Raw genomic sequence first — 17,641 nt, 5'->3', positions numbered from 1 at the left:
GCAGCTTCTGATGTGTATAAGTGATAGGGGTGTAATGGGGTTAAAGGGGGGCCGATGGGGGCTAAAGGGGCTAAGGTTGCCCATTCGCGCTGGTAGAGGCGTTATCGGCGTGGCTAAGGTGGGGCTAAAGCGGGGCTAAGGTGGCCGGTTTCGGGGCTAAGGTCGGCCCGCCAGCGGGGCTAATGGGCCTGCCTAGGGGGCTAAGGTCCACCGCCCTGGTCAGCCGACGGCGTGCTGAGGCTGCGGGACGTGGCCGCTGGTCAGCCGTCGGCAGCCGCCGGATGAAGACACACACCGCGCGCCTTGCCGGACGTTCCGACCGTGACGTGAGCCAGGTAGTTCAGATCGACCAGCACCTCTATCGCGCGGTCACGGCGCGACTTCTGCCGGAGCGCCTTGGGTCCGTGCTGGAGGATGTAGGTCAGCTTGATCGGCTGGTACGGAGCCTCGGCGTGGGTGCGGGCCAGCCACCCCACGAACGCCCTCAGGTCTTCGGCGTCCACGTCGTCACCCGTGTCGGCCAGACCGTACGCCTCCTTGGCGTTGGTGATGAACCACTCCTCGATCTCGATGGCCCGCTCGATGGTCTCCCGCTCGATCAGCAGGCGCGCGCCCTTGACGCCGTGCTCGGCCATGTGCAGATGAAGCGCCCGGCGCACCACCCGGCCCGAGCACTTAGCGCCCCACCGCGCCAGCCGCCCGCCCATGTCGCCGTCGTCCAGCGTGCGGGTGTCCACCTCGGCGGTGTGCTGGCGCATCCGCTGCTGGGCATCCTCGGTCAGCTTGGCGGTCTTGGTGTTGGCGTCGAACATGCCAAGCGCCAGCTCGGCGATCATCGCGCGGTACGCCTCGGCCACCGCCGGATCGACCGGCGCGCCGACGTCCGCGCGCTCCGACGGCGGCAGCGCCTCCAGTCGGCGGGTGCGTTCCTTGCGCGGCTCGGGGAACGCCGCCTCGATGCGCGCGACGAGGCCCTTACCGGCGAACCGGGGGTTAGCCATCACCGCGTGCCAGACGGCGGGCTGGGTGCCCAGGCACAGCGTCAGCGCCGGGTGATCGAGGCTGACCGGAGCACGGCCCACCCGGTCAACGCGGACGTACTCCCGGCTGTAGCCCTGGAGGTACAGCGTCAAGTTCGGCAGCGCGCTATACCGCCCCGCCAGGGTGTCGAACACGTCGCCCTCGGCGTCGGCGACGATCATCCGTTCGCCGTTATCGGCCATCAGCACGGCCAGCTGCTCGGTGGTGGTGTCGCTGGCGATCAGCCTGGGCGCTGGACCGACGAACTCCGGCTCCCCGACAAGGGTGATCACCGGCAGCCCGTCCGGCCCGTGCGGATCGACTTCGGCGTACGTGCTGACCCAGCAGTTGTCCGTCAGCTGGCGCTCCACCGCGCCCAGCGGGCTACCGAGCATCGCCGAGAACGCCGGGCTTTTGCGGTCGCCGGACTCGGCCACCACCGCGATGTAGGACACGCAGTTCTCGAACCAGTTGCCGTAGACCTGGACCACCACACGCCCGCCCAGCGCACCCGACACCGCGCCCAGTGCGAACGCGGCGGTCATCGCTGGATCGACGCCCAGCTCACGGGCGACGCCGGTCACCATATCGGTCATCACCGCCGGTAGCGCGTGAACCGGGAACGGCGGCAGCTTCGTCACGGTCAGAGGCAGTGGGTCACCCTCGAACAGCGCCCTCACCTCGTCGCGGGCCTCTTCGGTCTCCAGCGTCTTCTCACGGGTCAGCCGGGCGGCGGTGACGTCGGGAAGTTCCAGGTCGTGCTCGTCGGCGTACGCGGCGATCTGCGCGCGGCTCAGCGTCGTCTCGGCGTGCTTGGCGGCGAAGTCGGCGGGAACGATCCGCAATTCGGTGAACGTCGTCTCGGGCGCGACCTCGACGCCGGTCCGCTCGCGCATGGTGTCACGCAGCGCCCGCCAGCCGGAAATGCCGAGTTCGTCGCGAATCGGCTCATCGGCGTAGCCGCCGATGACATCGGCCCACTGTTGTGCTAGCCACCACTCCACGGGCGGCTCAGCGCCGTTTCGGCGGCGGCGGTAACCGTTCGTGTCGGCGCGGGCCTCGGGCGCGGCGGTGCCGGGCTTCGAGGTATCGTTGCCCTTGTTCCGGTTGGTGGACATGTGGGTCTCTTTCCTTCCTGGGACTGACTCTCTGGCTGGAGTCGTTGGGGTTGATGCCGTCGGGCAGCGGTCGAGGCCAATCACCGCCGCTCGGCGGCATCACACATTCAGTTGTTACTTCCCTTGGGCGCGTGCAGGTCTCGGCGTCGGCGTGACCGTGCGCTCGGCCAGCCACGCCTCCAGGTCTCGGACCCGGTAGCGCACCCGTTTGCCGATGACGACGTACGGCGGGCCGATTCCCTTGTGCCGCCAGGTCTTCAAGGTGGCGGGGCTGACGCCGACAATCGGCGCGGCTCCTATCGAATCGACCGCCGCGCTGGGCGCTGGCGCGCTCACTGTGGTCATGGTGTGGTTCCTTTCGGGTGTCGGGGGTAGGTCAAACGCTAGCGGGCCGGGGTGCAAGCGCCGGGCATGGTGACGTTGACTTACCCGACATGAACGGGCTTGTCTCAGAGCGACTTTCGGCGTTCGGCCAGGCGGCAGTGCCCAACTAACCCGCCCTCGTCGGGGTACTCGGGCACCAGAACTCACAGCTCAAGTCACGGCGCGCCGACGTCGTTGGTCTCCACGGGGAACACCCTGAAGTCCTGTATGGCGACGTCCCACCGGAGATTCACCCGCCCGTTACGCCACAGCGAGAACAGGGCGCTTTTCCACTTCCAGTCACCAAGCGCATCAGCGGCCTTGACGATCTCGTCTTCATCGATCCCGTCGTTGCCCGCGTTCTCGATGATCTCCACGACCAGATCAACTAGCTCTCCGGCGTTGTCAGCCCGATAACAGGTCTCATCATCGACCCGCTCCAGTAGATGGCGAAGGCCCTCCTCCGTAGCCGCGTCGCTCATCGGTCCACGCCCTGGCGGTCGGCGCGGCTCAGGGCCAGCAGCAGCTCCCCGGCCCGGCGCAGATCGTCGGCGCTGAACTTGGCCACCTGGGCGGCGATCCACTCGGGGGCAACCGGCGCGGTGTCGTCGGCGTCGGGCGCGGCGGTGGTGGCCTCGATCAGCCCGCGCTCGGCCATCCAGGCGCGGACGTCGGCCTCGTTGAAGTAGTACCGGCGATTGAACCGGACGGCGGGCAGGCCGTCCTCTCTGACCCGCCGGAGCACGGTCGAGGTCTGGGCGTAGCCGAACAGGGCGGCGACGTCCTCGGTGGTCAGCCGACGGGTGCCCGACGGCGGGCTAAGGGTCGAGGTGGCGGACATCGTGAATCTCCAAGGGACTTGGTTGGATTCACGCGTCCCGATGTAGCGGGCGGTCCCACGCCTCCGCCCTCATCGCGAACCGCGTGCCCGGCGGGTCTCGCCGCCGCGCTCGATGGCCGCACAGCCTCCTGGGAACCCGTCGGTCACGTCTCTGTCGGCGACCGGCGATGGTCTCAGGCGGCGCGCCGAGCTTCCCGTGGGAGTGGTTGACGCTGGCGCGCTGGTCTGAATATAGCCGGGCAACGGTGATCGGCGTTAATTACCGGCGTGTCTAGAAACCCGTCAATGTCGGGTTAGTGCAACGGCTTTCGGGCAGGCTCGATGATGATGCCGTCCTCCTTGGCGTGCCACCGGCTGACCACCCGCTCCACCTTGATCGTCATTACGGCGCGGATGAACTCGCGCTTGCGGGCCAAGGGAAACGACCGCCACAGCGCCACCGGGTCGGGGGCGGTGGCCAACTCGCGCACGACCGGCTCGGTGAACACTGGAGCGATGGCGGCCTCCAGCCCGGCGATGCGCTCGGCCAGGCGGGTCGCTACCCGAGCGCCGACGTCGGCGGGCATCTTTCCGTCGGTCAGTTGGTCCTCCACGGCCTGGAGCTGGCGGCGGAGTTCGTCCAGGTCGGCCTTCGCGGTGGACTCCGGCTCAGCTGGCGGCGTGGCCAGCGCCGTCAGGGCCTCCGGCGTGGTCAGGATGCCCTCGACCGCCGCCAGGACGACCTCGTTGACCTGAGCCAGGTTGCGGCCCACACAACCCTTCCGGCACTTGTAAACCTCGTAGGGTGAGCCGTCCTTCTTGCGCCCGGCCTTGCCCCGCCAGATTTTGTCCTCGCAGACCGCGCACGCGGCGATTCCGGACAGCAGATGCAACGGCTCAGGCCCGCGCGGGCCGGTCTTCCGTGCAGTGAACAACGCCACCAGGTCGTCGTGCTGATCAGGCGTCAGTATCGGCGTCCACGTACCCTCCTTGACGATCTTCTGCGGGCCGCGCTTGCCATCGACCTTGACGCTCTGAGTCCGGTATCCAGCATTGGTGGCGTTGACCAGAATCCGGCGCAGCTTGGCGCTGTTCCATCGAGGGTCGGGGTCTTTGGCCGCGATCCAGCGCACGGTCGATTCCAGGCTGTGGCCGTCAAGCACCCGCCGCGCCGCCTCAGCCACCAGGGGAGCGCGGGCCGGATCGGGCGTGCGTCCTATGGCCTTGCCGGTCTCAGGGTCACGAACGATCTTGTAGCCGTACGGAACTCGACCGTGGGGCTTGCCCGCCGCCAGGTTGGCCCGGTGGGCGCGGACGATGTGCTTGCGGATGTCCTCAGCCTCGCGCTCGGCGATCAGCGCATCAAGGCCCGTGGCGAATCGGTCGTCGCCGTCGTCCATGTCGAACAGCTTCCCGCTGTAGGAGAGCAGCACGCCGCGCTCAGCGCAGAGCCGCCGAAGATCGACGTAGTGATCTAGCGACCGGCCCGCGCGGCTGGCCTCCCAGACCACCAACACATCGCCCGGTTGGAGGATCGTCCGCAGCCGCCCGTACTCGGGGCGGTCCTTGGTGGCGAATCGCGTTGCGGAGCGGTCGTTGTCGGTCAGCACCTCGGCAACCGGCCAGCCCCGACGGTCACACTCAGCCCGGCACTCGGCCTCCTGCTCGGTGACAGAGCGGCCTTTCGCCCGGTCGGATGACACGCGCGCATAGATGACAGCACGGGTGACCTGAGGTGGTAGCGTCGTTGTCATACTAAGAGGCTATATGACAAATAATCACGCATTCGACTGCGCCTACTACCAGCTCCTCGACTCGACGCGGGGGCGACCGTTCGGTGTCTACATTCACGGCAACGAGGGCACCGAGGGAGCGGAGCGGGGTCTGGCCGCCATCACGACCGGGCTGGGCTGGGCGCAGGTTGCCGAGACGGTGGTGGTGATGGGCAAGCCGACCAGGGCCGACGTCGAAGCGTGCTGGAACCTCGGCGCGACAGTTGCCGCTCAGCTCATGGGCTGAGTGCTGATATCGCGTCGGGCTGTTCGAATTCGATCGGGCGGCTGGGTGCCCCGTCGTCGGTCACTCGGCTGGGGTTCGATCGGGCTCCATCATGTAGATGACGGCACCGACAGGGTCCTTGAACATGCAGATCGTTCCCACCCCGGATACATGGTGGGGCGGTTCGAGCACCGTCCCGCCGAGGTCGGCCACTCGGGCCGCGATCTTGGCCGCGTTGTCGACGGCGATATAGGCAATCCATCGTGGCGGCGGGGACCCGGCGTAGTCACGGGCGGTGGGATTCATCATCCCCGCGACGTCGCGTCCGTCGCACTGGAAGACGGTGTAGGTCCCGAGTGGACCGGCATCGACTTCTCGGCGCTGCCAGCCGAAGAGTTGGCTGTAGAACTCACCGGCGGTCAGTTGGTCGTCAGTCAGCAGTTCATTCCAGAGAAACGTGCGGAGCTCCGTCATGATGGCCTCTTCGTGGGTAGGTTGGCGACCCGTACGAGTCCAGTGGGTCAATAATGGCCTGGCGTGGCAGGGTCACAATGTCGTCCGCTTTCGGGCGAGGTCGTCGGTGCCGTCGACGCCGCGGCGCGCGAGCGCGCCTACCAACTGGGAGGCACGATGGCGGCGATCATGATGCAATAAGGGCTGCGTCAACTCAAGCACCCCACGCTCGCCAGGAACTCGCTAAGAAACGGAATGCCGCGGTGGATTTTGGAGCCCTGCCTCCGGAGGTCAATTCCGCGCGCATGTACGCCGGCGCGGGCGCGGCGGGGCTGGTGGCGGCTGCGGCCGCGTGGAACGGCATCGCAGTTGAGCTGAGCGCTGCAGCGTCCTGTTTCGAGTCAATCGTCACCCGGCTGAGAACCGAGCCGTGGTTGGGTCCCGCCTCGCTGTCGATGGCCGCCGCCGCGCAGCCCCTCGTGGCCTGGTTGACCGACACGGCTGAATCCTCGGCGTTCGCGGCGGCACAAGCCATGGCATCTGCGGCCGCCTTTGAGGCCGGACGTGCGATGACGGTAGCCCCGGCCGAGGTTGCGGCCAACAGGGCCCAGTTGGCCCAACTGGTAGCGACAAACATTTTCGGGCAAAACATGCCGGCCATCGCGGCCGTCGAGGCGCGCTACGGGGAAATGTGGGCGCAAGACGCTGCGGCCATGTACGGCTATGCGGCCGCCTCGGCGGCAGCCGGCAGGTTGAACCCGCTGATCGGGCCGGCGGCCGTCACCAATCCAGCCGGGATCGTCGGCCAGGCCGCCACCGGTTCCGCGCAGCAGACCGGTCTTAACAACCTGATCGGCAACCTGCCAAACGCAGTTATGAGCCTCGCCTCACCGGCACCGTCGGAGGCCCAGGTGTCGGGGCTCAATGCGGTCTTGTCATTCCTCACCAACCCCAACCCGTTGTTCGTCGATCATGCATGGCACGGCGTCTCGGGCGTAATGGCGGACTTTGATATGGCCTTGACCACCAGCAATGACGGGACCGACGCCGCCACCAGGGTCACCGCCAGCGGGGCGGGTTCGGTTGCCGCCTCGACAGCCGCACCGGCCCGCACGGTTAGCCCCGCGGTCGGCGCAACACCGATCGTGGCCGGTGTGGGCACTGCATCCGCGGTCGGTCGGCTGTCGGTGCCGGTGAGCTGGTCTACCGCCGCACCAGCGGTGACCGCCGACATCTCCACGGCTGGCACCGGGTGGGCAGTTCCGCAGGAGGACGCAGCGATAGCGGCAGTGCCGCCTGCGCCTGGAATGGTCGTCGCCGCCAACGGCGCAGGCGCCGGCGCGGGCCCGCGGTATGGAGTCAAGCCCACCGTTATGCCCAGGCATGTGTTCGGCTGATCCGGGACCACGGAAACATCCGGACGCGTCACCCGGGTGTAAGAGCTTGGTCGACATGACAGTTACCCGGGCCTGGACCACATCTTCAGCCGTGCCTACGGTGTGTGGGTACAAGGCAACAACGACACCGTCGGCGCCGCGGTCGCCGTCGTCGAACTGGAGTGACGTGGAGTGACCAGGTGCCTGACGTAATCGAGATTTCCAGGAACCACAACCCGTTCCCGCGGACAGGAATCCGCCTCGATCGCGCCGGCGTCCCGCACTACGACGAGATCCCCCCCACCCTGCTGCACATGCTTGCCGAGCAGGTCGACCGTCGTCCCGACAATGAAGCCGTGGTCGAGCTCGACGCTGCGCGACTGACCTACCGGCAGTTGTGGGATCGTGCATCGCGAGTCGCCGGCGGACTACGCTCGGGTGGGCTGCGCGCCGGCGACCGGGTGGGCGTGCGCTATCCCGCGGGAGTCGATTGGGTGCTGGCGTTCTGGGGCACCGTGATGGCCGGTGGCGTTGTGGTGCCGGTGAATACCCGCTCCACCCAGCTGGAGGTCGACTTCGTGTTGTCCGATGCCGGGGCCCGGATCGACCTGAGCGCGGATACCGCTTTGCCCGACGGCGACCCGTTCGTGACCCAACAACTCGGCCCATCCGATGTGGCGGCGCTGTTCTACACCTCGGGAACCACCGGCCACCCCAAAGGTGTGCCGACCACCCACGAGGCATTCGTGACCAACACCGAGAACGGGGCCAGATGTCTCGGGCTGTCACCAGATCTCGGTGACGAGCTGCGCACCCTGATTTCGGTGCCGCTGTTCCACGCGACCGGTTGCAACTCGCAGCTGCTGGCAGCCGCCCGCGTCGGCGGGGCGTCGGTGATCATGCCCGCACTCAACCTCGACCAGTTCCTCGTGACACTTCCCGCCGAGCGCATCTCGCTCCTCGTGACGGTTCCGGCTGTCTACTCGTTAGTGCTGCGGCACAAGGGTTTTCCCGGCACCGACGCCTCCTCGGTGCGTTGGGTCGGCTACGGAGGTGCGCCGATCGCCCCGTCGTTGGTGCGCTCGGTCAAGGACGCGTTTCCGCACGCAACGGTGTTCAACGGATACGGCATGACCGAGTCGGCCTCCCTGATGACGGTGTTGCCTGATTGGGATGCGGCTGAACACGCCGACTCGGTCGGTTATGCGGTTCCCTCGGTGGATCTCGGGGTGGTTCCGTATCGCGGCGACGAGCCCGACCCCGGCGAGATGATGGGCGAGTTGGTGGTCCGCGGGGCGAACGTGACCACGGGCTACTGGAACCGGCCGGAAGCCACCGCGGCGACGATCGTCGACGGCTGGTTGCATACCGGCGACGTGGTACGTGTCGACGACGCGGGCCGGGTGCACATCGTCGATCGGCTGAAGGACATCATCAACCGGGGCGGCGAGAATGTCTCCAGCGTTGAGGTCGAATCCGCGCTGCTGTCGGCCCCGGGCGTCGCCGATGCCTGTGTGTTGGGGGTGCCTGACGACGTTATGGGGGAGAAGGTCGGCGCGGTGCTCTACGCGGGCGCGGACCCGATCGACGTGACGGCGGTTCTCGAACACTGCCGCCGGCAACTGGCCGACTTCAAGGTTCCGCAGTACGTCACGGTGGTGACCGAAGCACTGCCGCGCAACGCCGGCGGCAAACTGCTCAAGGGAAAGCTCCGCGAACAGGTCCGGTGGGGTTCGCCGGTGCGTTGACCGGTGGTTCGCGCCGTCGCCACACGGCGTAGAAATGTGCGCCACGCCTCCCATTTCGATGCCGCTGATCACCGGAAGGTGTCACGCTCGACAGGACAGTGTTAGCACTGCCGGCGTTCGCGTTAAGAAACCGTAACGGGACTCATCGTTGACGCCTTCGGATTGCGACGGCGGGAGTGTGGATCACTAGCCTTATCCTCGACGCACAGACACTGTTCAGCAAATAACCAGAAGCTGTCCAGCAAATCCACAGGAAGTGGCCGCCGCAACCGGTCGGCATGTTTCGAAACATAAGGAGCACAGATGTCATTCCTGACGACACAGCCAGACGAACTGGCCGCTGCGGCGGGCAAGCTGCAGACCATCGGCGCGACGATGGAGGCGGAGAACGTCGCCGCGGCAGTCCCCACCACGGGTGTGATACCGGCGGCGGCCGACGAAGTGTCGATGCTGCAGGCGTCGATGTTCACCGCCTACGGGAGCTTGTACCAGCAGATCAGCGCCGAAGCCGCGGCAATGTACGAGATGTTGGTGAATACCCTCGGCGTCAGCGCCGGGACCTATGCGGCCGCGGAGGCTGCCAATTCGTCTGCGGCGGCCTCGCCCTTGTCGGACATCCTCGGCGCGCTGCTGCCCAGCCAGACTCCCGGATGGCTCACGGATCTCGCCAATATCTTCAACATCGGGACCGGCAACTGGGCGTCGGCCGCGTCGGACTTGCTGGCGTTGGGCAGCGGTGCGCTTCTGCCGGCTGCCGCCGAGGCCGCCGGAACCGACGCCGCGGAAGCTGCGGTGGGCGGCGCCGCCGCCGGCCTGGCACCGGCAGCGGCGGCCGAGGCCGCGGTCGGCGCGGCGCCGGTCGCCGCCGGCCTGGGTGCGGTGTCCTCGATCGGCGCAGCCGCACCGCCGACCTGGGCCGGGACGGCCACCTTGGTGTCGAGCACGCAAGTCAGCACGCTGCAAGGTGCCGGCTGGACCGCCGCCGCACCTCAGGCCGCGCCCGGCAACGTCATCCCCGGCATGCCGGGATTGGCGTCGGCGACGCGCAACAGCGCCGGCTTCGGTGCCCCGCGCTACGGCGTCAAGCCCATCGTCATGCCGAAGCCGCAAGCCGTCTAGAGCACCTGCATCCGATACGAACCGGACCAAACCAAAGGAGTGGGACAACAATGGATTTCGGCGCTTTACCCCCTGAGATCAACTCCGCACGCATGTACGCCGGTGCGGGGGCGGCACCCATGATGGCTGCCGCCGCAGCATGGAACAGGCTGGCCGTCGAGTTGAGCACCACGGCCGCCTCGGTCGAATCGGTGATCACCCAGCTGACCACGGAGCAGTGGTTGGGTCCGGCGTCGATGTCGATGGCAGCCGCGGCTCAGCCTTACCTGGCCTGGCTGAGCTACACCGCCGAATCCGCTGCCCATGCGGGCTCGCAGGCCACCGCGTCCGCGGCCGCCTTCGAGGCGGCCTTCGCCGCGACCGTGCCGCCGGCTGAGGTTGCGGCCAATAGGGCGCTGCTGGCCGCGCTGGTGGCGACGAACATCCTGGGCCAGAACACACCCGCCATCGCGGCCACCGAGGCGCACTACGGCGAAATGTGGGCGCAGGACGCATTGGCGATGTACGGCTATGCGGCGTCGTCGGCGGCCGCCGGGATGCTGAACCCGTTGACCACGCCGTCGCGGATCGCCAACCCGGCGGGGCTGGCCGCGCAGGCGGCCGCGGTGGGCCAGGCCGGCACGGCACAGCAGGTGGGGCTGGCGAACCTGATCACCAACGTGCCCAACACGGTCATGGGGCTCGCGTCGCCGGCCGCGTCCGTTTTCGACGCGACGGCGCTGGGCGGAATCATCGATGACCTGCTCGGCAATACATTCGTGCAGAACGCCATCAACGGTGCGGTCAACACTGCGGCCTGGTTCGTCATGGCCACCATCCCCAACGCGGTCTTCCTGGGACATGCCCTGGATGCCGTGAACGCCACGGGCGGGGCTGCTGCCGCCGCCGAGCTGGTTCCGGCCATCGCGGGACCGGCGGCCACGACGAACGCCGTGGCACCCGCGGGCGCGGGCTCGGTCCTGGCCGGCATGGGCCAGGCGTCCGCGGTCGGCAAGTTGGCGGTGCCGGCGAGCTGGTCCAGTGCCGCTCCGGCGTTGCCTTCGGGCACCACGGCGTTGGAGGGCAGCGGCTGGGCCGTACCCGAGGAAGCCGGACCGGTCACCGCGATGCCCGGCGGGCCGGGGATGGCCGCCGCGTCGAAGGGCGGCGGTGGTTACGCCGGGCCACGGTACGGCTTCCGGCCGACCGTGATGCCCAAACAGGTCGTCGTCTGCTCCGACCGGCCGGGCCGTAATGTGGCCGGTATGTGGTCGCGCGTCACGATGGCCGGGTTGTCCGAATGAGCCTGCTGATCGCGAACCGGGGCGAGATAGCGCTTCGAATCATCCGCACGGCAACCGAATTGGAGATCCCCACGGTGGCGGTTTACGCCGCGGACGACGCCGACAGCCCGCACGTGCACGCGGTCGACCAGGCAATCGCCCTGCCCGGCAACGGTATCGACGCCTACCTCGACGCCGCGGCCATCCTGGCCGCGGCCCAGGCGTCCCGCGCCGAGCTGATCCACCCCGGCTACGGGTTCCTCAGCGAGAACCCCGAATTCGCGCGGGCCTGCACGGCCGGCGGGTACACGTTCGTGGGACCCGACGCCGCGGTGCTGGAGTTGGTCGGGAACAAGTCTGCGGCCCGCGCGGCCGCCGTCACCGCCGGGGTGCCGGTGCTGGCGGCGACCCAAGGCCCCAGCAGCCTCGGCGACATCCAGGAATTCTTCGCCGCTCAGGGCGGCGGCGCGGTCATGATCAAGGCGCTTGCCGGCGGTGGTGGCCGGGGCATGCGCAAGGTGACGAGCGCCGGCCAGATCGACGATGCCTACCGTCAGTGCGCCGCGGAAGCGCAACTGGCCTTCGGCAATCCGGCGTTATTCGCCGAGGTATATCTGGGTGCGGCACGCCATCTGGAGGTGCAGGTCGTCGGTCAGCCACCGCATACGCTGGCGTTGGGCGATCGTGACTGCAGCATCCAGCGGCGTCACCAGAAGCTGGTCGAAATCGCTCCCGCCCAAGGCCTTTCGTTGAACACACCGTCACCGAGGCGGTGACCGGTCTGGACCTGGTGGCGCTGCAGCTGGCCATTGCCGGCGGTGCGGCCTACGACCAGCTGGGGCTGCCGGCCGGAATTTCCTGCGAGGCAACCACAGTCGCCGGTGATCCCGCCTGGATCGCGAGGCATCGCGATCCAGACCAGGGTCAACGCTGAAACCATGGCGGCAGCCGGGTCCGTCCTGCCCGCAGCGGGCACTCTGACGGTGTTTTCACCCCCGAGCGGCCCCGGGGTCCGGGTCGACACCTACGGCCGGGCGGGGCTGTCGGTGAGTCCACGCTATGACTCGCTGCTGGCCAAGGTCATCACCCACGTATCCGGGTCAACCTTCGGCGCGGCGGTGCGCAAGGCGCGCACGGCGCTATCGGAGTTCAGCATCGAGGGCGTCGCCGCCAACCTGGCGTTGCTGCAAGAACTCTTGTCGGACAACAAGGTTCAATCGGGCATCGTCACGACGAGTTTCTTCGACGAAAAGCTGCCCGACCTGGCGGCCGCGGCGCTGTCCCACCACGCCCATCGGGTGGCCGCGGTCGAGCTTTACCCCGGTGAAGAAGCGTTGCGTGCCCAACTGGCCGGCGCGGTGGTGGACGTCGCGCCGGAAGGTAGCGAGGTGGGCGCCGCGCTGGTTCGCGTCGAGGGTGCGGCTTACGGGCTGATCGCCAACAGCAGCCATCATCTGGGTGGCGCCATCGACGCCGAGGCGTCGGACAAGGCTACCGACTTCCTGGCGCTGTGCGAGTCGTTCCGGCTGCCGGTGATCTCGCTGTGCGATACCCCGGGATTCATGGTCGGTCCAGACGCGGAGAAAGAAGCCACGGTCCGGCGTTTCGGCCGGATGTTCATCGCCGGCGCGCGGTTGACGGTGCCGCTCGGAATGATCATCTTGCGTAAGGGCTATGGGTTGGGTGCGATGGCCATGGCCGGTGGCTCCTTCCATGCGCCCGAGTTCACGATCGCCTGACCCACCGGGGAGATCGGCGGCAGGGGGCTGGAGGGGGCGGTGCGGCTCGGGTTTCGCAAGGAGTTGGCCGCCGCCGCGGACGAGGTTGAACGCCAAGCGCTTTTCGACCGGCTGCTGGCTGCGGCCTATCAGCATGGAAAGGCGTTGCGCTCGGCCACCACATTCGAACTGGACGACGTCATCGATCCGGCGGAGTCGCAGACCTGGATCAGCAGGCTGCTACGCGTGACCGGAACCGCATCCGACGCCCGGGATGCAGCCGGCGCCGCCCGGGACTCCGCCAGGTCCCGCGTTGACCCCTCCTGAGCCGCAACCGACGCCTGGAGCGCAACCGCTACCGCCCGGACCGCCGCCGGGACCGCCATTCTGGCCGCCCTGGCCGCAGTTGCCGTTTTCGTCGCAGCCGCCACCGCCGGGTACGTTGACCGCAACGATGTGGCTGGAGGCCGAGGCAGTCGTGGTGGGAACCACCGCAAAAGCCCCGGCGGAGGCCGTTGGCGCGACGGCGATGGCGGTAGCGATACACCCGGCCACGACTAGTGGTTTCATGAGGTTTAGTTTCGCTAACATGCGCCTCGTATACCCGTTACGCACGTGTACAAAACGCTTCCGAGAGATCGGCCAACCGACGACTGAAGGCATACGACCATGACCTCACTGGATCTGACCGGCCGTACCGCCATAGTCACCGGCGCCTCCAGGGGAATCGGGTTGGCGACGGCGCAACGCCTGGCCACCGCCGGCGCCAACGTGGTGCTCACCGCCCGCAAGCAGCAGGCCGCCGAGGCGGCCGCCGCCGAGGTCGGCGAGCGCGCGGTGGGCGTCGGTGCTCACGCGGTCGACGAGGAAGCCGCCCGACGCTGTGTGGACCTGGCCCTCGAGCGCTTCGGCAGCGTGGACATCCTGGTCAACAACGCGGGCACCAACCCGGCGTTCGGTCCGCTGATCGAACAGGACCACGCCCGCTTCACCAAGATCTTCGACGTCAACCTGTGGGCCCCACTGCTGTGGACCTCGCTGGCCGTCAAGGCATGGATGGGCCAACGCGGCGGTGTCGTCATCAACACCGCCTCGATCGGCGGTATGCATCAATCCCCGGCCATGGGAATGTACAACGCCACCAAGGCCGCCCTGATACATGTGACCAAGCAACTGGCCCTGGAACTTTCGCCGCGGGTGCGGGTCAACGCGATCTGCCCCGGCGTGGTGCGCACCAGGCTGGCCGAGGCGCTGTGGAAGGACCATGAAGACCCGCTGGCGGCGACCATCGCACTCGGGCGCATTGGCCAACCGGTCGACGTGGCCGAAGCCGTCGGTTTCCTGGTCTCGGATGCGGCGGGCTGGATCACCGGAGAGACCATGGTGATCGACGGCGGCCTGCTGCTGGGCAATGCCCAAGGGTTCAGGGGCTTTCCGGCGAACTCCGGAGGCGCGCAATGAGCATTCAGGAGGACCTCGCAACCCGGGTGCGGGCGCTGCTGGACCAGCACGACCCGGCCACCACCGACGCGCGGGAATTCCTCGGCGCGCGGTTCGACGCGGGGCTGGCCTGGGTGTACTTTCCGGTGGGCTTCGGCGGACTCGACCTGCCGCGCACCTATCAGGCACAGGTCGACGCGCAATTGTCGGCGGCAGCAGCGCCGCCGGCCGGTGGCGGGCGAAACATCATCGGCATCGGCATGGCGGCTCCGACGATCGCCGTGTTCGGAACCGAAGACCAGAAGCGTAAGTTCTTGCGCCCGTTGTTCACCGGTGAGCACCTCTACTGCCAGCTGTTCAGCGAACCGGGCGCCGGATCGGATCTGGCCGGGGTGGCCACTCGTGCGGTGCGCGACGGGGACGGCTGGATTGTCAACGGGCAGAAGGTATGGACGTCGATGGCCCAGCATGCGCAGATGGCCATCCTGGTCGCCCGCACCGATCCGAACGTGCCTAAACACGTTGGGCTGACCTACTTCTTGTGTGACATGAGGCAACCGGGAATCGACATCCGGCCACTGCGTCAGATCACCGGCGAGGCGGAATTCAACGAGGTATTTCTCACCGACGTCCGGGTGCCCGACACGAACCGGCTCGGCCCGGAAGGCGGCGGCTGGCGGGTCGCGACCACCACCCTCAACAACGAACGCGTCGCGATCGGCGCACGGACCGGAATCCCGCGCGAGGGCGGCCACATCGGCAGGGTCACCGAGGCCTGGCGTGACCAGCCGGCGCTGCGCAATCCCGCGATGCACGACGAGATGATGCGGCTGTGGGTAGAAGCCGAAGTGCTGCGGCTCACCGGCGAACGATTGCGCCAGCAGGCCGCGACCGGTCAGCCCGGGCCGGAGGGCGCCGGTATGAAAGTGGCGTTTGCCCGTCTGGCGCAACAGATCTCGGGCTTCGAACTGGAACTGCACCCCGAAACTGGCCTGGGATACGACGACTGGACGCTGCGCCGGCCGGAGACCGTCGATCTGATTGGTCGCGGCCCGGGCTATCGCTACCTGCGGGCTCGCGGCAACTCGATCGAAGGCGGCACCTCGGAGATCCTGCGCAACACCATCTCCGAGCGGGTTTTGGGCCTGCCCGGTGAACACCGGGTCGACAAGACTGTCGCCTGGAAGGATTTGCCGCGATGAGCGCCGCGGACCTACTGTACTCCGACACCGAGGAGGCGCTGCGGGACAGCGTTCGGCAACTGTTGGCCGATCGGTGTCCGCCGGAGCTGGTGGTGCGGGCCTATGATGTTCCGCTGCAAGACTTTTCGGAGCTGTGGCGGACGCTGGCCGCCGATCTGGGGGTGGCCGGGCTGCTGGTTCCCGAGTCGCTGGGCGGAGCGGGCGCAACTGCCCGTGAAGCAGCGGTGGTGATGGAGGAGATCGGTCGGGCCGTCGCGCCGGTGCCGTTCCTGTCCAGCGCGGTGCTTGCTACCGTCGCGCTGTCGCGTTCCGGCGAGACCGAAACCCTCTCGGGTCTGGCCGGTGGTGCCGTCACCGCGGCGCTGGTGGTGCCGCTATCCACCGCACCGGGTGATCCGGTGACCGGGGTGAGCGATGGCGCCGACGGACTGACCGGACGGGTCGGCAGCGTTGCGGGCGCCAGGGAAGCCGACGTGCTGGTGGTGCCGGTCGCCGGGCCCGAGGGGGTGGAGCTGCATACCGTCGCGCGCGACGCGGCCGGTGTCGAGGTCTCGCCGATGTTGACCTTCGACATGACCAGACCCCTTGCCGACGTGCAGTTTTCGGGTGCGACGTCGTCGCGGATCGGTACCGGCCCGGGTGAAGCGGCGCTGGCCGAGGCGCTGCAGACCGCAGCGGCGCTGCTCGCCTCCGAGCAGCTGGGGATCGCGCGGTGGTGCTTTGACACCACTCTGGCCTACGCCAAGGAACGTAAGCAGTTCGGCCGGGCCATCGGTTCCTACCAGGCGATCAAACACCGGCTGGCGGACTTGTGGTTCGAGGTCGGTTCGGCGACGGCCGCGGCCCGCTATGCCGCCGACACCTGTGCCCGCGGCGATGCTGACGCCGCCGTCGCGGCGGCTCTGGCGCAGGCCCACTGCAGCGGGGTTGCGGTGCACGCCGCCGAGGAATGCGTGCAGCTGCACGGCGGGATCGGAATGACCTGGGAGTATCCCGCGCACCTGTACCTGAAGCGGGCCAAGAGCGACCAGTTGGCCCTCGGGACCGCCTACCGGCACCGCGCTCGACTGGCCAGGTTGGTCAACCTACCGGTCACCTGACGTCGGCAAGAGTCGGGCGAGCAGACACAGAATCGCATGAGGCGCCAAGGATTTGGCTGATTCTGTGTCTGCTCGCCGGATCAGTGCGGTAGTGCCGAAGCGAAGACGTCCGTCATTGCCGCCCAGTGCCTTTCGGCGCACGCCTCGTCGTAGGGCGGGTTGTCCGGGACGGCAAACCCGTGAGCGGCGGGATACCACTCGATGATGTGCTCGACGCCGGCCGCGGTCAGAGCTTTGTCCAGCTGTTCGGCGTGGTCAGCCGTGAACGACGGGTCATTCTTCGCGCCGCCCACATAGACCGTGGCCCGCATCCGCTCGGCCAGCAGATGCGGGCTGTCCGCGCTGTCGGTGACCAAGCCGCCGCCGTGAAACGACGCCGCGACGGCGACTCGATCCGGAAGACGACCGGCCACCACGAGCGAGATCCGTCCACCCATGCAGTAGCCGCACACACCGAATCGCTGGCCCCTCACCGCCGGGCGGCCGGACAGGTAGCCGAAGAACGCGCCGGCGTCGCGGGTGACTCGGTCCGGGGTCAAGGTGCCGATCATGAACATGATCCGCGCCCGCTCCTTCGCGTCGCCGAACGCGGTCTTCATATCGAATGCGGCCCAGGCGCCCTCGCGGTAGTACACGTCGGGCAGCAGCACCGCATAGCCGTAGCCCGCCAGTTTGGCAGCCATCTGGTAGAAGGTTTCCCGCACACCGCCGGCGTCGGGATACATGACGACACCGGGCCAGGGGCCTTCGGCACCGTCGGGAGTAAACAGGTGGACGGGGCAGCTGCCGTCGGGCGTCGTGACGGTATCGGTGAATTTCGCCATGGCCTCCGTTGTACTCCCGCGGCCTTCTCGCGTGTTGTTTGGCGTAGAGACCCCGCGGCACGGGGAGAGGCGGGGGGGGG

Annotated in this window: 15 protein-coding genes and 3 pseudogenes; 10 read left to right on the top strand and 8 right to left on the bottom strand. The window is 68.0% G+C overall.

Going from position 1 to position 17,641, the window contains the following annotated elements:
• Positions 1-260: 260 nt before the first annotated feature.
• From BST40_RS24305 to BST40_RS24285, 5 genes are all read right to left on the bottom strand, one after another.
• Positions 261-2,138, bottom strand: a complete 1,878-nt coding sequence (locus BST40_RS24305; protein ID WP_083155968.1) for a YfjI family protein — start codon at positions 2,136-2,138, stop codon at positions 261-263.
• Between the two features lie 114 nt (positions 2,139-2,252).
• Positions 2,253-2,483 (bottom strand): helix-turn-helix transcriptional regulator, encoded by a 231-nt coding sequence (locus BST40_RS24300; protein WP_083155967.1) that lies wholly within the window; start codon positions 2,481-2,483, stop codon positions 2,253-2,255.
• Between the two features lie 194 nt (positions 2,484-2,677).
• A complete protein-coding gene (locus tag BST40_RS24295) occupies positions 2,678-2,983 on the bottom strand; it encodes a hypothetical protein (protein WP_083155965.1) in 306 nt (101 codons plus the stop codon).
• The gene (locus BST40_RS24290; RefSeq protein ID WP_083155963.1) at positions 2,980-3,342 is read right to left on the bottom strand and encodes a helix-turn-helix domain-containing protein; all 363 of its coding nucleotides are present in this window, start codon (positions 3,340-3,342) and stop codon (positions 2,980-2,982) included. The genes BST40_RS24295 and BST40_RS24290 overlap by 4 nt, the downstream gene beginning before the upstream one ends.
• 293 nt (positions 3,343-3,635) lie before the next feature.
• A complete protein-coding gene (locus BST40_RS24285) occupies positions 3,636-5,075 on the bottom strand; it encodes a recombinase family protein (RefSeq protein WP_083155961.1) in 1,440 nt (479 codons plus the stop codon).
• 22 nt (positions 5,076-5,097) lie between these two features.
• Here BST40_RS24285 and BST40_RS24280 point away from each other — a divergent pair.
• Positions 5,098-5,340, top strand: a pseudogene (locus tag BST40_RS24280) (flavodoxin family protein); the annotation flags it as partial.
• A 60-nt stretch (positions 5,341-5,400) separates the two neighbouring features.
• On the opposite strand, the gene BST40_RS24275 reads toward BST40_RS24280, so the two are convergent.
• Complete coding sequence (locus BST40_RS24275; protein ID WP_075549923.1) at positions 5,401-5,793, bottom strand: VOC family protein; 393 nt, start codon at positions 5,791-5,793, stop codon at positions 5,401-5,403.
• Between the two features lie 242 nt (positions 5,794-6,035).
• Between BST40_RS24275 and BST40_RS24270 the strand changes: the two genes are divergently transcribed.
• The 6 genes and pseudogenes from BST40_RS24270 to BST40_RS24250 all read left to right on the top strand — a co-directional run bounded on the left by BST40_RS24270 (position 6,036) and on the right by BST40_RS24250 (position 13,322).
• A complete protein-coding gene (locus BST40_RS24270; protein ID WP_082275706.1) occupies positions 6,036-7,169 on the top strand; it encodes a PPE family protein in 1,134 nt (377 codons plus the stop codon).
• A gap of 63 nt (positions 7,170-7,232) precedes the next feature.
• A pseudogene (locus BST40_RS33395) lies at positions 7,233-7,319 on the top strand (flavodoxin); the annotation flags it as partial.
• A gap of 29 nt (positions 7,320-7,348) precedes the next feature.
• On the top strand, positions 7,349-8,896 hold the full coding sequence (locus BST40_RS24265; protein WP_083155960.1) for a class I adenylate-forming enzyme family protein: 1,548 nt from the start codon (positions 7,349-7,351) through the stop codon (positions 8,894-8,896).
• A 303-nt stretch (positions 8,897-9,199) separates the two neighbouring features.
• Positions 9,200-10,015, top strand: a complete 816-nt coding sequence (locus tag BST40_RS24260) for a PPE family protein, SVP subgroup (protein ID WP_083155958.1) — start codon at positions 9,200-9,202, stop codon at positions 10,013-10,015.
• Positions 10,016-10,065: 50 nt separating this feature from the next.
• A complete protein-coding gene (locus BST40_RS24255) occupies positions 10,066-11,298 on the top strand; it encodes a PPE family protein (protein ID WP_083155956.1) in 1,233 nt (410 codons plus the stop codon).
• Positions 11,295-13,322 (top strand): annotated as a pseudogene (locus BST40_RS24250) (biotin carboxylase N-terminal domain-containing protein). The gene BST40_RS24255 and the pseudogene BST40_RS24250 overlap by 4 nt, the downstream one beginning before the upstream one ends.
• On the opposite strand, the gene BST40_RS32950 reads toward BST40_RS24250, so the two are convergent.
• Positions 13,236-13,586, bottom strand: coding sequence for a PE-PGRS family protein (locus BST40_RS32950; protein ID WP_371687070.1), 351 nt, complete (start codon positions 13,584-13,586; stop codon positions 13,236-13,238). The pseudogene BST40_RS24250 and the gene BST40_RS32950 sit on opposite strands and share 87 nt — an antisense overlap.
• A gap of 78 nt (positions 13,587-13,664) precedes the next feature.
• On the opposite strand from BST40_RS32950, the gene BST40_RS24240 reads away from it, so the two are divergent.
• From BST40_RS24240 to BST40_RS24230, 3 genes are read left to right on the top strand one after another with little or no spacing between them, the layout of a single operon-like run.
• Entirely contained in the window at positions 13,665-14,456 is a 792-nt protein-coding gene (locus tag BST40_RS24240; RefSeq protein WP_083155954.1) for an SDR family oxidoreductase, read from the top strand.
• Positions 14,453-15,637 carry an acyl-CoA dehydrogenase family protein gene (locus BST40_RS24235; protein ID WP_083155952.1) on the top strand — a complete coding sequence of 395 codons (1,185 nt, stop codon included), beginning with the start codon at positions 14,453-14,455 and terminating at the stop codon, positions 15,635-15,637. The genes BST40_RS24240 and BST40_RS24235 overlap by 4 nt, the downstream gene beginning before the upstream one ends.
• On the top strand, positions 15,634-16,737 hold the full coding sequence (locus tag BST40_RS24230) for an acyl-CoA dehydrogenase family protein (RefSeq protein ID WP_075549932.1): 1,104 nt from the start codon (positions 15,634-15,636) through the stop codon (positions 16,735-16,737). The genes BST40_RS24235 and BST40_RS24230 overlap by 4 nt, the downstream gene beginning before the upstream one ends.
• Positions 16,738-16,817: 80 nt before the next feature.
• On the opposite strand, the gene BST40_RS24225 is transcribed toward BST40_RS24230, so the two are convergent.
• Complete coding sequence (locus tag BST40_RS24225; RefSeq protein ID WP_083155950.1) at positions 16,818-17,561, bottom strand: dienelactone hydrolase family protein; 744 nt, start codon at positions 17,559-17,561, stop codon at positions 16,818-16,820.
• Positions 17,562-17,641: the final 80 nt, after the last annotated feature.

This window comes from Mycobacterium persicum (assembly GCF_002086675.1).
Classification (GTDB): domain Bacteria; phylum Actinomycetota; class Actinomycetes; order Mycobacteriales; family Mycobacteriaceae; genus Mycobacterium; species Mycobacterium persicum.
This window is presented reverse-complemented; position numbering and strand designations above follow the sequence as displayed.

Coding starts and splice junctions, on each gene's coding strand:
- BST40_RS24305 (WP_083155968.1), bottom strand. CDS start 2,138: ATGTCCACCAACCGGAACAAGGGCAACGATACCTCGAAGCCCGGCACC.
- BST40_RS24300 (WP_083155967.1), bottom strand. CDS start 2,483: ATGACCACAGTGAGCGCGCCAGCGCCCAGCGCGGCGGTCGATTCGATA.
- BST40_RS24295 (WP_083155965.1), bottom strand. CDS start 2,983: ATGAGCGACGCGGCTACGGAGGAGGGCCTTCGCCATCTACTGGAGCGG.
- BST40_RS24290 (WP_083155963.1), bottom strand. CDS start 3,342: ATGTCCGCCACCTCGACCCTTAGCCCGCCGTCGGGCACCCGTCGGCTG.
- BST40_RS24285 (WP_083155961.1), bottom strand. CDS start 5,075: ATGACAACGACGCTACCACCTCAGGTCACCCGTGCTGTCATCTATGCG.
- BST40_RS24275 (WP_075549923.1), bottom strand. CDS start 5,793: ATGACGGAGCTCCGCACGTTTCTCTGGAATGAACTGCTGACTGACGAC.
- BST40_RS24260 (WP_083155958.1), top strand. CDS start 9,200: ATGTCATTCCTGACGACACAGCCAGACGAACTGGCCGCTGCGGCGGGC.
- BST40_RS24255 (WP_083155956.1), top strand. CDS start 10,066: ATGGATTTCGGCGCTTTACCCCCTGAGATCAACTCCGCACGCATGTAC.
- BST40_RS32950 (WP_371687070.1), bottom strand. CDS start 13,586: ATGTTAGCGAAACTAAACCTCATGAAACCACTAGTCGTGGCCGGGTGT.
- BST40_RS24240 (WP_083155954.1), top strand. CDS start 13,665: ATGACCTCACTGGATCTGACCGGCCGTACCGCCATAGTCACCGGCGCC.
- BST40_RS24235 (WP_083155952.1), top strand. CDS start 14,453: ATGAGCATTCAGGAGGACCTCGCAACCCGGGTGCGGGCGCTGCTGGAC.
- BST40_RS24230 (WP_075549932.1), top strand. CDS start 15,634: ATGAGCGCCGCGGACCTACTGTACTCCGACACCGAGGAGGCGCTGCGG.
- BST40_RS24225 (WP_083155950.1), bottom strand. CDS start 17,561: ATGGCGAAATTCACCGATACCGTCACGACGCCCGACGGCAGCTGCCCC.